This window comes from Peribacillus sp. QJM3NY_7, assembly GCF_056173225.1.
In genome coordinates this window covers 1,033,138-1,048,106 of sequence record NZ_CM149663.1, presented here as the reverse complement: position 1 = coordinate 1,048,106, position 14,969 = coordinate 1,033,138, and the positions used below count along the sequence as shown (strand labels likewise).

Genomic DNA, 14,969 nt, shown 5'->3' with positions numbered 1-14,969 from the left:
TTTTAAAACGAAACTATTTTAGGTTGATTGGAGCGGAAGTGCGAGACTCCTGCGGGAGCAGCGGGACAGGTGAGACCCCACAGGCGTCTACGCCGAGGAGGCTCACCGCCCGCCCCGCGGAAAGCGAGCACCTGGAGGGGAAATCAACCACACTGCACCACTTCGTAAATAGCAACAAAGTATGCGAAAACAGCCTTAAACAAAAACAATATAGATGAACGAATGCGAGCATCCTACCAAAGAAAAATGATAGAGAACTGGCGGATTGTATACGCTTCAAAATATAAATATAGTTTCTAAATATAATAAGAACTTGGGATTTATGGAATGTAAAAAAAAATCTTGAAAACAGTTTCATTAACCTTCAATCCTCTATACAATTGATTATAAGCGGATTCATTCACAAAATCATTATGCGATGTAAACAATTTCCATTTAAATTTTTGTCCAAATTTAACAAGATTCGTTTGCTTCCCTTTCTAGTAATAAAAACTGACAAAATGTAGAATTAGAAGGTGTATGATGAAAAAGGTAGAAGATTTATTTATCGTTGATGTGTTTCAAGAAGCCAAAATTATTGCTGGACATGCTGGACTTAAAAGGAAAGTAGAATCAATTGAGATTTCAGAAACACCAGATGCCATCAATTTTTTAGCTAAGAACTCCCTATTATTGACAACAGGATACGCTTTTAAAAACGACCCCCATGCATTATGCAATCTCATTTCCCAAATTAATGAACTTCCATGTGCAGGGATTGCCATTAAACTTAAAAGATTCATTGATGAGATCCCGCAGGATGTAATCGAATTGGCCGAATCATTAGAATTTCCAATTATTCAAATTCCAGAGACATTAACATTAGGTGCGGTTGCTCATCAATTATTAAGCTTTATATGGGATAACCAAATTGAAGAGTTATTCTATGCGATGCATATTCACAAGGAATTTACCAATATGATGATAAAAGGCTACAGTCTGAATTCTTTAATTGAAAATCTTGGCTCCCTATTAAAATGTCCTGTTCTCCTACTTGATCCTATTGGTGATGTGACATCCTTTTCTCATCATTTTCGTACAGGAAATATGAAAATCGTTATGAAAAATGTTCAAGAACAAATTAAACGTGATATAGAAACATACCTAGAGAAAAACCAGCTTACTATCGACATCCAAAATACGGACATTTCTATAAAAATGTTTCGGGTGAAAACAATGCGTCCCTATCCCTATTTTCTATTAATTCTTCATCCTGAGAAGCTTTCATACCCATCTTCACAATTAGCTATAGAACAAGCATCAACAGTCATTTCATTCACGCTGCTTAAAAACGAGGCTATTAGAGAAAACAGTCGTTTGTTAGAAAATAACTTTTTTGCTTCCCTTGTTGATGGAAAGATTTCTAACAAACAAGAAATTATTCATAGGGGAAAACAGCATGGCTTAATCGACAATATGAAATATGTATGCATTGTATGTAAGATTGATGATGATAAACAAAACGCTTTACAAAAAAGTTCAGACATAATGAATAGATTATACGACTATTTATATAAATTTTTACATAAATCATTTTTAAAAATAGATACTAACAACATCGTTTTTATGAAAGATGGATATTTTGTTATTTTGATGCAAGCTCCTCTGAATATTAATGATTCGATTAAAAGCATAATAGAAGAAAGGCTGAAGGAGTTCCAGAATGAGGCTTATTCAAATCTAAAAATTTCGTTGTCGTTTGGAGTTGGAAACTTTTCTAATGACCTTACCTATATCCACCTTACATACGAAGAGGCAGTGGAAGCATGGACAAATGGGGCTGAACTGTTTCAAAATAAATTTATCAACTTTTACGAGACCAAGCAATTAATCGAACTGATTCGGTTAATTCCCGAAAAAGATTTAAAAAAATTTTATGAAAATACTTTACGTTCTTTATCCTACCCGAAAAATAAAGATGAAAAAGACTTAGTTAATACCTTATTGGTATATTTGGATAATAATTGTGAACTTGCAATTACATCCAGGAAACTGTTTGTTCACCGTAATACCGTTAAATACCGAATTGCCAAATGTGAGGACATGTTGAATTATTCCGTTCATGATGCAAAAAACTCACTTCATTTACGTATAGCTTTACTCATGAGTTCAATTTTCAGGGGTAATAGTGATTAATAAGTTATTGTAATCACTACTAAAGCAGATATTGACTGAAGGTAAACTGCTCCACGCAGACAGAGATCAATATAAAGAGTAAATCTCGACCTTTTTTTCTGGAAGTGTCTTGGATTATGGAGGAATCCAGGAATTTCAGTGGCTTTTTTATGAACATACAGAACTCCTTTTATTACATTGGATCATTGTCGATACGCATGACTGTTTCATCGAATGAAGGATCTTTGTCCTATAATTGAAATGTATTCATTTTGAAAAAACTCGTGTTCCGATACAGTCGGATCACGAGTTTTTTTGTAAGTTCTCTTTTAGTTGATAGCTAAAACTTATAAGTTCCTCAATATTGTTTTGTGGCTATCTTAATCACTGTAGAGTAAAGGACTCTAGCTCCTGTACCCATATCTTCTACAGTCACGAATTCATCTGGGTGATGACTGAGACCATCTTTACAACGAACGAAAATCATTGCAACATTCGTTACCTCCGCCATAGCCATCGCATCGTGACCAGCACCGCTTACAAGACTGATAGGACTGCCATCCAATTCGCTAATGGACTCCTCGATTACTTTAATCAATTGTTCATCACAGTATACAGGATCAGCTTCCATGACCTGTTCAAAATGAATTTGGAGTCCTCTAGCTTTTGCTACTCTTTCACCTTCAGTTAATATGGCATCAATGGCTTTTTTCTTACGATCCACATTTAAATCACGGATATCCAGCGTTCCTGTTACAAGGCCTGGTATTACATTACTAGCACCCGGACTTACAGTAAGTTTTCCGACGGTCGCCACTAATGGTTCATTTTGGATAGCGATGTTCTCAATGTAGGAAATGAGATCACTAGCTCCTAAAAGCGCATCTTGTCTAAGGGCAACAGGAACTGTCCCTGCATGTCCAGGTTTCCCGATAATTTCAAAATAAAATCTTGTAGCACCAGCAATCCCACGAACTATACCGACAGGTTCATTCTCCTTCTCAAGCACAGGCCCCTGTTCGATATGAAGTTCCAAATAAGCGAGAAGTTCTTCTGGAGTACGACTAGCGTCTTTATAAGCATATGGGTCAGCAATACCAATTCCTTTTAACGCTTCAGCAATTGTTATTCCTTGTTCATCTGCTCTTTCTAAATCTTCAGCAGTAAAAGTTCCTGCAATCGCTTTACTACCAAGGAAAGTTGAGTGAAACCTTACTCCTTCCTCATCACAAAAACCTACCACTTCGATTGGATTGTATAATATAATGCCATTATCCTTAAGAGTTTGAACAACTTCTATTCCAGTTATAACTCCTAGAATCCCATCATATTTACCTGCTTCAATCACGCTATCTAAATGTGAACCAATCATTAAGACTGGAGCTGTTGGATCTTTCCCTTCATAACGTCCGATTATATTATTAAGAGCATCTTTTCTTACCGTCATCCCAGCTGCTTTCATCCACTCTTCAACTAGACTTTCTGCTTTTAAACTTTCCACTGTGAAAGGTAGTCTAGTGACACCAACAGTTGTGGATGAACAAGCAGCAAGTTCTTCGGTTCTAGTGTTGATTCTTATAGCATCAACATCCTTCTGAAGTTTAACCAATCGATCACTTCCCTGCCAATTTAATCTCTAAGTGAAATTTTTGTTATTTAAATCCAGTTACTTAATATGCAAAGTCATATTAACACTTTATTTAGTCTTTGCTCAATAGGAATTCTGCATGATAAGCTAATTAAAAGTTAGATTAAACGGTGACAAGCAAAAGCACTTGTCACCGTTTAATACATATCGTACATATATATAGGCTAACTAACTAAACGCCCTTTTTTTGAATGTAATAATGACCATGCATCAACGAGAGTACGTTTTGACTGTGCAATTACAATATCAGATGATTCTGTACCGACAGGTTTTACTTCAAAAGCGACTATATTCTTTATACCTTCACCGATGTAACCAATTTCTAATAGAGATCGTAAATACTCCGCTAATTCAGGAACATCAACTTCACTTCCTGGATATCCGAAACGCGGATGCTGATCGCCGTAAGCAGGATCAGAAGTATCTTTAATATAGCAATTTCCGATATGGGCATGGTTAATATAATCACGAGCTAACGTTAATGCATCATGAGACGTTTCTCGCTGCATTGGTAAATGACTTAAATCAAGCATTAAACCGAAAGTGGGATCTACTTTACGAACTTCTTTTGCAACTTCAACAGCAAGTTTATTCGAACCGATTAAACATTTCTTATCAGTCTCATCATCAAATGTTTCAAGTGAGAGTACTAAATCACCTTTAGATTTTGCATAATCGCATAATTCTTTGATTGAATTCGTTAGTAATTGTAAGGCAACATCTTGTTGAGTATCTGGTTTAGCCCCACTTAAGAAACCAAGTTTAGCAGCATTTACTTCGTAAGCCTGGTCAATTCCGCCTTTTACTAAATCGATAGCCCTTCTACGCTCAGCTTCATCAAAAGAATTAAGGTTTCCTTTGTTTCTTAATAGAATCGGTTGTGCACCAAATCCTACATTCATTCCACCGGATTGTAAAATTTGAGCAGCCTCTTTACGTTCTTCAGGATTGTTAATAGATGTAATTTCAATTCCAGAGAAAAAATCATCTTGTACAATTTTCTTAATTGTTTCAACAGCTGGGCCATCTCCACCCATTGTTTCCGGATAAGCCATGAAGTGAACAATTCCGACTTTCATAGAATTATGAAGATTTGCTGACATTGTTTCGCCGATTTTTCGGCTTCCCTCCTTTAATGAACCCATTATTTAAGTACAGTCAAGACTGCTTTTCATTACTAATATGTTTTTTGAAGCAATAGGTTATATCCCATTGCTTCAAAAAACACTTCCATCAAGAGTGATGATTATTTAGAATAATCAATCTTTTCTGAGTATTTGAAGCCGTTAAGTGCACCGTTATTAGAGAATTCGCATGCGTTCTTAGGATCTGGATCAACTATAACTTCGATTAAATATGGTTTACCTGAGTCAACTGCACGTTGCAGAGCTGGTTTGATATCATCATAATGTGTAACAAGCTCACCACGAACACCCATACCTTCAGCCGTTTTAACAAAGTCGATTCCGCGCTCTTCATTATCACATAATTCATTTTTGAAAATTAAGTCCGTAGAAATTTGACGTCCATTATAGAACCAGTTTTGTTGTTGACGAATTAATCCCATTAATGAGTTATTCATACAGAAAATAATGACCGGAATATCATGCTTTGCAGCTGTAGCAATATCTTGTAATGACATCCCCAAGCTTCCATCACCAAGGATGTTTACACTTTGTCTTTCAGGAAATGCAAGTTTCGCTGCCATTGCTGCACCAAGGCCCCAACCCATTGTCCCCGCACCACCAGTTAATAAGTAAGTTCTTGGTACATACGTTTCAAATAATTGAGAAGACCAGATTTGGCTAATACCGCAGTCATGAGATACGAAGGCATCTCGATCTAAGAATTCACGAAGTTCTCGCAATGCACGTTCTTGTCTGATTGGAAGTGTTGTGTAATCCGTTTTTCGTGCCCATTTCTTACGCTCTTCAGTTAAGTTGACTCTAGTACCTACTTCGGCAGTTGCAGCTACTTGAGCACCAAGTGCTTTATGGGCTTCTGCAAGTTTAACCATGAATGTTTTAACATCAGAAACGATACCTAAAATCGTTGGTACAACTTTACCAATTTCCTTATTATCAAGATTTACGTGGATAATTTTCTTACCGTTTTGTGTGAATACAGAAACATTACCAGTTGAACGGTCAGCGAAACGTCCGGCAAGGTTGATTACTAAGTCAGCTTCAACAATTGTTTTGTTACCGAATGGAGTATCAAGCATCGTTCCCATACGTCCAGCGAATAAAGGGTGATCGTTAGGGAAGGTATCCATCCCCATGCCAGAAGTTACTACAGGGATTTGCAGTTCTTCAGCTAACGCTTTCAATTCAATGGTAGCGTTAGCAATGTTGACCCCTCCACCAGATAGTAAGACCGGTCTTTTAGCATCTTTTAATAATTCCAATGTTTTCTCTATATCAGCGTCAGAAGCTTGTGGTAAGTTATCGACTGGAGTAGAACCGATAAGTACATCTAAGTCGACTTCTATTTCAACTTTTTGTTGATCAACTGGTAAATCAAGAAGAACTGGACCCTTTCTGCCAGTAGTAGCTGTTACCCATGCTTCATGGATAAATTCAGCAGCTTTCGAACCGTCAGTTAAACGGTATGCAGCTTTCGTTACAGGCTTTGCCATTTCAACGATAGGCGCTTCTTGGAATTGCATGGTTCCAATTAAACTATTTTTTTGTTGACCGGTAATGGCTATCATTGGAATGGAATCCATCCATGCACCGTAAAGGCCAGTTAAGAAGTTAGTTCCGCCAGGCCCTGATGTGGCAGCACATACGCCTACTTCACCAGTTGCTCTTGAATAACCATCAGCCATGAAGGCACCCGTTTGTTCGTGACGAACAATATATGATTCAATTTTAGTTAATTCTTTTACTGCATCATAGAATGGTAAAATCGCAGCTCCCGGTACACCATAAACATGTTTTACCCCTCTTTTTTCTAAATACAAGGCAATTAACTCAGCAGCTGTCATTTTTTGTTTAGCCATTTATATCTCTCCCTTTTGATCCTTTTTTATATTTTCAAAGATTTGAGCAATTGAATCTTTATCCCCAACGTTGCCCGGAAATACGATATAAGGTGTATCTTTGAACTTAGCTTCACTTCCGGTTAACCATACTGGAACACCGGCGATCGCTTGCCCTAAAATTTTTGCATATTTAATATCTAAGCCGTCAGTTGCCACATCACTCGAAGTTATGCCACCTTTTGCAATGATGAATTTCGGCTTTACTTTTAGTGAGCGAATAACTTTAACTAAAGAACTTGAAACAGTTTGACTAATCTTTAAATTTTCTTCCTTATCTTCCGCACTAATTAAATCTCTACTCGTATATACAAGCGTATCGCGATTAGAAGAAATATTTTGATCTACTAATTGACATACTCGTGTTAGCTCTTCAATTCTTGTTTCTTTATTTAGAACTTTCACAACACTCATTTCGATTTGTTCAATCGGGTATTTACTCATTAGTTCCTTAATTTGTTCCGTAGTTTTATTCGTGTGAGAACCTACTATAATAAAGCCACCATTGTTTTGGCTTTCATCATTTGAAACAATCTCATTAGCTGATAAATATGGACGATCATGAATTCCCGCAATCGATTTTACAATAGATGCTGCAGTTCTAAACAAGAATTGCTTGCCAGAATCAATTGCTTTAAGGACAGCTAATGATACGATGTCCAAATCATAATAAGATTTAGCATTTACTATAATAGGAGCATTATTGTTAGCAGATCGTAATATCTCATAAACTCTATCAATGCCGCCATCATGAATATCTTCCAGTGAAATGATCAATGCTGACTCTGAAGCTACGCTTCCATTTGTCTTTTCTTCAATCCATTTTGGCAAATTAGCGGTTTTGAAACCGAAAACGGAATCATTCGCAAATTCTGTTTCATTTACTGGGACAAGCTGGCCGTCCACACCTAAATAATGAATATTATCTATGGTGTAACGATGTGCTTCAAAAAAAGCCGGAATGATTAAATGACCTGAAATTTGTACATCAGCAGTTTTTAATAATTCATCTTGGAGCACATTAATTTCAAGTGGATAATGCCCTCTTAATGTTGAGTCACTTCTACTGATAATTGAATAATTGATTCCCATTTCCTTAGTAACGTCAACAATGTTTTGGACAATCTCCCTATTGATGTTTTCCGTCTTTTCTGCATTATAACTTCTTGTGTTTGTTAAAATATAAAGTACACTTCTCTCATCAGATAATCCTTTTTTAATCCAGTCTTTTCCCCAGTCCGTGATGACAAAAATATCATGTACCGTTTGGACACCGGTTGGATCATCATCTAAAACGATAAACTTATGTTTTGTTTGATTTAAATGAGCTTTGATTTCAGCACGAAGGCTGTCATCCGATTTAGAGAAGAGGTCTAAAGTATCCTTTAAACTTAGATATTGGGTTGCGTTTGACAAAAACCCTCCCCCTTTCATTATCTAAAAATGTGATTAGCTAGTTACTCTATGCCCTAATAATTCATTTGCAGTAGAAATAATTCGGTGTGCTCTTAATTCAAATAAATCAAGTAATTCATCCATTTTTCCAGAAACCCCAAAACGGTCATTTGTACCGATTCTTCTTAATTTAGCTGGTCGGTTTTCCGATAATACTTCAGCAACAGCACTACCTAATCCACCTATAATTGAATGCTCTTCAACTGTGATGACATGTTTTGTTTTCGCAGCAGATGCAATAATGGCTTCTTTATCAATAGGTTTAATTGTATGGATGTGTAAAAGTTCGGCGCTTACACCTTGCTTTTCCAATTCACCTGCTGCTTTTAGTGATTCATCAAGCATTATCCCAGTACTGATGATTGTTATATCTGATCCTTCACGATATTTAATTGCTTTACCTATTTTGAATGGTTCTTCTTTTTTGGTAACGATCGGTACTGGTAATTTGCCAACACGGAGGTAAATTGGTCCTTCATGGTAATAAGCAGCTTCTACTGCTTTTTCCATTTCAACCGCATCAGCTGGAACAATTACCGTCATACGTGGAAGTGAGCGCATTAAAGAAATATCTTCAAGCGGTAAATGTGTTGCACCTTCTTGAGCAGCTGATGTACCAGCGTTATGACCGACAATTTTCACATTGTTATTTGAATAACATACCGAAATTCTCATTTGATCAAATGCGCGCCCAGTAAGGAAGTTTGCATAAGCATTGGCAAATGGTACTTTACCCGCCACTGCCATACCGGCTGCGGTACCTACTAAATCACATTCAGAAATACCAATGTTGAAAAAGCGTTCTGGAAATCTATTTTTATATAGATTTGTCATATTCGATTTTGCGCAGTCCGCGTCAAGTACCACTAAATTGTCATGTTTTTCTCCAAGTCTAATTAGTGCATCAGCAAAACCTTTACGTGGTGCTTCTTGATTTGCCATCTTAAGCCAACTCCTTTAAAGCGATTTCTAATTGCTCATCATTCGGAGCCATTCCATGCCATTCATGGGTATCTTCCATAAATGAAACTCCCTTGCCTTTAACCGTATGAGCTAGAATTGCAGTAGGTCTGCCTTTAGTGCGTTTAGCTTCTTTATACGCTTCATTAACTGCATGAATATCATGACCATCAATTTCAACGACGTGCCAACCGAAAGCCCTAAATTTATCACCAAGATTTTTTAAACCTTTTACATTTTCAACAAAATCATCAAGTTGAATTTTGTTCCAGTCGATAATCGCACAAACGTTATCAAGATTGTAATGTGCAGTTGTCATTGCCGCTTCCCAAACTTGACCTTCTTGTAATTCACCATCACCTATCATGCAATATGATCTTCTATTGCTGCCATCCAGTTTTGCAATTAATCCAACACCATTAGCTACCGATAATCCTTGACCAAGTGATCCTGAAGATATGTCTACACCTGGAATATGCTCTCCACATGGATGTCCATGTAACCTACCGTCAACATCCCTGAATGTCATTAATTCTTCAACCGGGAAGAAACCTTTTTCAGCTAATACTGAATAAAATACAGGTGTACAATGCCCCTTAGATAAGAAGAAACAATCTCGGTCTTGCCAATTTGGGTTGTCAGGATCAACATTCATGTGTTCAAAAAATAGGACGGACATTAATTCAGTTGCCGATAAAGAACCACCAGGATGACCACTTCCAGCATGGTTCGTCATTTTAACTATGTGCCGGCGAATCGTTTTCGTTAGATTATTATAAAATTCGCCTTTCTCTTTAGAAAAATCCACTATTTACTCCTCCTTTTAGTCGCACAATAAGCAACGCTGTTTCATTAAATGGTTAAAAAATAAAAATAAGTAATCTGTTGCTTATTAACTAACCTTGTTTCTTATTTTGATATTATCACCGTTTTTTGAATATTTCAAGTATTTTACCATTAAATTTTTTATAAAAATTTTCGTAGGGCAAAACACCAAAGTTCCTATTCAAAGATAAACTTGATTCAATAAATTTCCACAAAAAAAGAATTGGTCTTAAACATTCTTTCAGACTGTAGACAATTTGAACGTTCTCCTCTCCGGGCACTCGCTTTTCCAGCAGAAGTATCGCACCCTCCGTTCCAATCAACTTTGTTTTAACTTTTTAGAACCCCTTTTGTCTACAAAAAAAAGAATTGATCTTAAACCAATTCTTTCAGACTGTAGACAAACTCGATGAAAATCGAGTTTGTCTATTTTTTTGGCTTGTACAATTTGACGTATATTGGAACGTAAGGCACTCGCTTTCCGCGGGCGGTCGGGGAGCCTCCTCGGCTTTCGCCTTTGGTGTCTCCCCTAGACGCGCTTTTCTAAGCAGGAGTCTCGAACACCCGCTCCAATCAACTTTGTCTTACCTTTTAGATAGAACACTTTTGCCTAGAGTCATATTTGTTTTAAAATAGAAGTATTAATACTTGAGGTGATGAGGATGCTTTCGAAACATGATTCCATTCAGCGAGATCAACTTGAAATGATTATTTAGATCAACTGGTGCCACCGAACCATTAGTCGTAAAATGGAGGCTGCCATTGATTTCACTTTCATTTATGACTTGGTGAAAGGTTTGTATTAAGAGGTAGGATGCCTTCAAATGAATTAAATCAAGGATTGGACAAACCATGGAAAGAAGCCTTTTCCACCTGATAAATTTGATAAGGAAGGAAAAATCCCGAACCCCTTTTGTACACAAAAAAAGAATTGGCATTATACCAATTCTTTTTCACATTATTTAATTATCCGTGTAACCAAGCCTCTTGGAAATCTTTTTACCAATATCCATTATAATTGGTTTAATTTCAGTTAATCTTTCTTCAGTCATTCGGATGCTTGGTCCTGATATACTAACAGCAGCTGTAATTTTCTTACGATTATCAAAAATTGGCGCTGCAATACAGGTGATTCCTTGTTCATTTTCTTCAATTTCCCTACCAATACCTTCATTCCTTATTTTTCCCAATTCTTTAAAAAAGGATTCTTTATCGGTAATCGTTTGTTCAGTATGTTTTGGTAAACCATGCTTGTCAATTATATCTACGATCTCATTTAATGGCAGATGGGCCAAGATTACCTTCCCAACTGCCGTACAATGCATTGGGGCTCGTCTCCCTACTTGTGAATGTGTTCTAAGGGTTTCACTTCCCTCAAGTTTTTCAATATAGACTACCTCTCCTTGATCATATACGGTCAAGTGGATCACTTCATTAATATGTGATTCTAACTCTTCCAGAAATGGTTTAGCTTGAGTTCTCAAGTCAATAGATTCAAGCAGCATCGAACTTAATTCTAAATATTTATAGCCTAATCTATATTTTTTAGTTTCAGGATTTTGTTCGATGAATCCATGATCTACAAGAGTACTTAATAGTCTGAATATAGAGCTTTTATTTAAATCTAGGTTGGAGGCCAGCTCAGTAACCCCAATCCCTTCTTTACGCTTGCTCACTAATGAAATAATTGTTAATGCCCTATCTACTGACTTAACCATTTATATTAACCTCCGATTAAATCCTATATTACTGATCCTGTTTCTTTATCTTACCACAAGAGCAATACCCAGACATAATACCAGTCAAAAAATAAACCAAAAAAGAAGGTATGACGCCATTAAGGGCAACTCAAGTGCCCTTTTGGGTCAACCTTCTTTACATAACTTTATGCTTGTACGATACTATTTTTTGCCGAAATGAACTTCCCAATTGGATGACTTACAATCCCTTTCTCAAAATCAAATACTAGTTGTCCTCTTACAAACGTTTTCGTCACTCGACAGTTAATCTTTCTTCCAACATAAGGGCTTTGTTGATGACGGTAATACAAATCTTCTGGCTGAATGGTGTATGATTTATTTGGATCAAGAAGAATGATATCAGCGTCATAGGAAACTTTAATGCTTCCTTTATTTCTTAAGTTAAATATTTCTGCAGGTTTTGTCGCAATCATCTTTGAAAAATCACTTACAGAAACCCCACGTTTCTTAACAGTCTCGTCAAACATTAAATCAACATTATTTTGGCAGCCACTAATCCCTCCCCACACTTCAAACATATTATTGGTGTTGCTCTGCTTCATTTCTGGAGGACATGGGGAATGGTCTGAGGCCAGGATATCAATTTTCCCTTCCTTAAGTGCTTCCCATAATTTATCTTGTTCTGTTTTAGTACGAAGCGGCGGGGCGCATTTCGCAACAGGTCCTATCCTTTCAAAAGTTTCCATATCCAACGTGAAATAGTGAGGACACGATTCTATCGTAACCTCTTGGCCTAGTTTACGTGCTTTAAGGATTTCTTCCACAGCCTCTTCACTGCTAATATGAACAAAATGCAATTTGCATCCAGTCTCTTTACCCAATAACAAAGCACGTTTTACAGCATCAACCTCAGTAAAAATGGGGCGGGACTCTACATAATCTCTTGCTGTTGTCTTCCCTTGTTTTTTCTTTTCAATTGCCAGTTTATCGGTAAGCTCTGCATTCTCAGCATGTATAGATAAAATATGCCCCAATTCCGATAGTTTTTTCATACCTTGATATAGAGTAAAATCATCAACATTTTTAAAATCTCCAATTTCCTCACTGCCACATGTTGCCATAAAACATTTGAAAGCAACAACACCTTCGTTAGAAAGGTCCTCTAAATCTTGGAGATTATCAGGAACTAATCCACCATACAAAGCATAATCAACATACGCCTTATTTTCAGCAGATCTTAATTTTAAATGCAGTGAACTCTTTGTAGTCGTTGCCGGCAAAGCGTTTAATGGCATATCTACAAATGATGTTGTCCCTCCTGCAGCCAGTGCTTGAGTTCCTGTTACAAACCCTTCCCACTCCGTTCTGCCTGGTTCGCAAATATGGACATGGGCATCTATCATCCCAGGCATGACATATTGATGAGCAGCATCAATGATTTCAGCAGATTCTCCGGTTATTTCTTTTGAAATTTCTGCAATCTTACCGTGAAGTATACCGATATCTAGTTGTTCCACTGTATCCTCAATTACTACATTTCCGTTCTTTATAACTAAATCAAACTTCATTCTCCCAACCCCTTTTTTGCAATTTTCAGTATATTAACATTGTTCAATTGCCTTGTTCATTTCCTCCTCAGATTGCATCAATCCATTATAAATAGACAGAGAGAATAGCCCCCGGAAACATAGAAATACAAGTCTACTTTTCAAAAATTGTACCCTTTTTGAATTTTGAATCTTTAAATGCAAATTTCATCAAAAGCAAATATGCACTGCCTCCCACAACAACGCCGATAATCCATGCCAGCTCCACTTTCAAACAGGCTGCACCGGCGCCGATTAGCAATGCAAGCACCGCTGCTGGATTATACCCGGCAAATGGACCGTCTTCCTTATACAAATCTGCAACATTCACCTTCTGCTTTCTTAATATATAATATTCGACTAATAATATAGAAACAATCGGTCCTAAAAATGCGGAATATATAAGAATGAAGATTCCAAGACCCTTTGCCGAAGAATCCTGCACAAGAACCCAAGGGAATGAACAAAATGCAAGCAGTCCGGTTATGGTAACTGCAGGTTTATATTTCATTTTTGTAAGCAATGTAATAACATAGGTTGGCGGAATGATATTGGCAACCATGTTTACTGCCACCGCACCCAAAACAATAAATGCGGATACAAAGAGGGTAATATACGAGTTATCCACCACGACCGCAAATGCTTTTACAGGATTGTTGATGCCGGTTGCGGAAGCAAGCATTCCACCGATTGTAAGTGTCAAGCCGTACGCTGTTAAAATAGGAAGAAAGTACAAAAACCCGCGTTTTTTGTCGCTAATACCGGTTTTTAGCTCTCTTGAATAGTCCGCTGCACTTAAAAAGATAGCCGCATAATTCCCCATAAACATCATGATCAATGCAAAGAAAGGTAAGCCCCATGATCCTTCTGCATGAACCCATTTTTCTGCAATAACATCGCTATAGGAGGTTAGTAGAACGCCAAATACATAGAGAAGCGCAAGTACAATAACAATAGAGGCAAGCGTTTCCACCCATTTAATGGCATGGAATCCATACAGCGAAAGTCCAATTTGCACTAACTGCAGCACGACAAAGCAAATGGCAACATTATCAAAGGCTCCACCCGTCACAATCTTCGCAATTTCATTTAAGGCAGTACCGCCAATCCAACTTTGAAAACCGTACCAAACGATGGCGGGAATACCGCGCATCAGTGATGATATTACGGAACCTTTCAGGCCAAAGGACATTCTAAGCTGTACAACATAGGGGATACCCGTTCTGTATCCGAGCCTATCATTTAAAGCAAAAACAGTTGAAATGATACCAATTGCCATGATAGCTGCGGCAAATGTCTGAAAGATGTTTAACGTAGCGATTCCCGCTACAATCATACTCGCTCCAAGCGTCATATTACCTAGATTAACACCGTCACCAACCCACATGAAAATATAGTCTACCGGACTTACCGTCCTACCTTCCTCGGTTTTCGGATTAAGTGATTCATCCACACCCGTATCATGTTGAATCTGCGTTTCTTGTGGAACGTAACTTTCTAAATTTGTAGACATGATACATCCAACCCCTTTTTTATTGTTTGCCGCATTTTAATGCATTGGTTAACAAGTTAGGTCTTAGATGTTTGCCAAGGCTATG

Annotated in this window: 10 protein-coding genes; 1 reads left to right on the top strand and 9 read right to left on the bottom strand. The window is 37.3% G+C overall.

What is annotated here, in order from left to right; translation table 11 throughout:
* The first annotated feature begins 522 nt into the window (after positions 1 to 522).
* Positions 523 to 2,175, top strand: a complete 1,653-nt coding sequence (locus tag AC0VX1_RS04940; protein WP_475470165.1) for a PucR family transcriptional regulator — start codon at positions 523 to 525, stop codon at positions 2,173 to 2,175.
* 337 nt (positions 2,176 to 2,512) lie between these two features.
* Here the strand turns inward: AC0VX1_RS04940 and AC0VX1_RS04935 are convergent, their stop codons facing one another.
* The 9 genes from AC0VX1_RS04935 to AC0VX1_RS04895 form a co-directional block, all read right to left on the bottom strand.
* Positions 2,513 to 3,763 (bottom strand): allantoate amidohydrolase, encoded by a 1,251-nt coding sequence (locus AC0VX1_RS04935; protein ID WP_413022547.1) that lies wholly within the window; start codon positions 3,761 to 3,763, stop codon positions 2,513 to 2,515.
* 203 nt (positions 3,764 to 3,966) lie between these two features.
* Entirely contained in the window at positions 3,967 to 4,905 is a 939-nt protein-coding gene (locus AC0VX1_RS04930; RefSeq protein WP_057275700.1) for a sugar phosphate isomerase/epimerase family protein, read from the bottom strand.
* A gap of 143 nt (positions 4,906 to 5,048) precedes the next feature.
* A complete protein-coding gene (locus tag AC0VX1_RS04925; RefSeq protein ID WP_413022545.1) occupies positions 5,049 to 6,806 on the bottom strand; it encodes a thiamine pyrophosphate-binding protein in 1,758 nt (585 codons plus the stop codon).
* Complete coding sequence (locus AC0VX1_RS04920) at positions 6,807 to 8,261, bottom strand: four-carbon acid sugar kinase family protein (RefSeq protein WP_413022544.1); 1,455 nt, start codon at positions 8,259 to 8,261, stop codon at positions 6,807 to 6,809.
* A gap of 33 nt (positions 8,262 to 8,294) precedes the next feature.
* Positions 8,295 to 9,242 carry a transketolase family protein gene (locus AC0VX1_RS04915; RefSeq protein ID WP_475470161.1) on the bottom strand — a complete coding sequence of 316 codons (948 nt, stop codon included), beginning with the start codon at positions 9,240 to 9,242 and terminating at the stop codon, positions 8,295 to 8,297.
* Position 9,243: 1 nt separating this feature from the next.
* Positions 9,244 to 10,068, bottom strand: coding sequence for a transketolase (locus AC0VX1_RS04910; protein WP_413022542.1), 825 nt, complete (start codon positions 10,066 to 10,068; stop codon positions 9,244 to 9,246).
* Between the two features lie 979 nt (positions 10,069 to 11,047).
* On the bottom strand, positions 11,048 to 11,803 hold the full coding sequence (locus AC0VX1_RS04905) for an IclR family transcriptional regulator (protein ID WP_034314964.1): 756 nt from the start codon (positions 11,801 to 11,803) through the stop codon (positions 11,048 to 11,050).
* Positions 11,804 to 11,970: 167 nt separating this feature from the next.
* Positions 11,971 to 13,353, bottom strand: a complete 1,383-nt coding sequence (gene allB / locus AC0VX1_RS04900; RefSeq protein WP_475470159.1) for an allantoinase AllB — start codon at positions 13,351 to 13,353, stop codon at positions 11,971 to 11,973.
* A gap of 133 nt (positions 13,354 to 13,486) precedes the next feature.
* On the bottom strand, positions 13,487 to 14,884 hold the full coding sequence (locus AC0VX1_RS04895; RefSeq protein WP_413009331.1) for an NCS1 family transporter: 1,398 nt from the start codon (positions 14,882 to 14,884) through the stop codon (positions 13,487 to 13,489).
* Between the last annotated feature and the right edge of the window lie 85 nt (positions 14,885 to 14,969).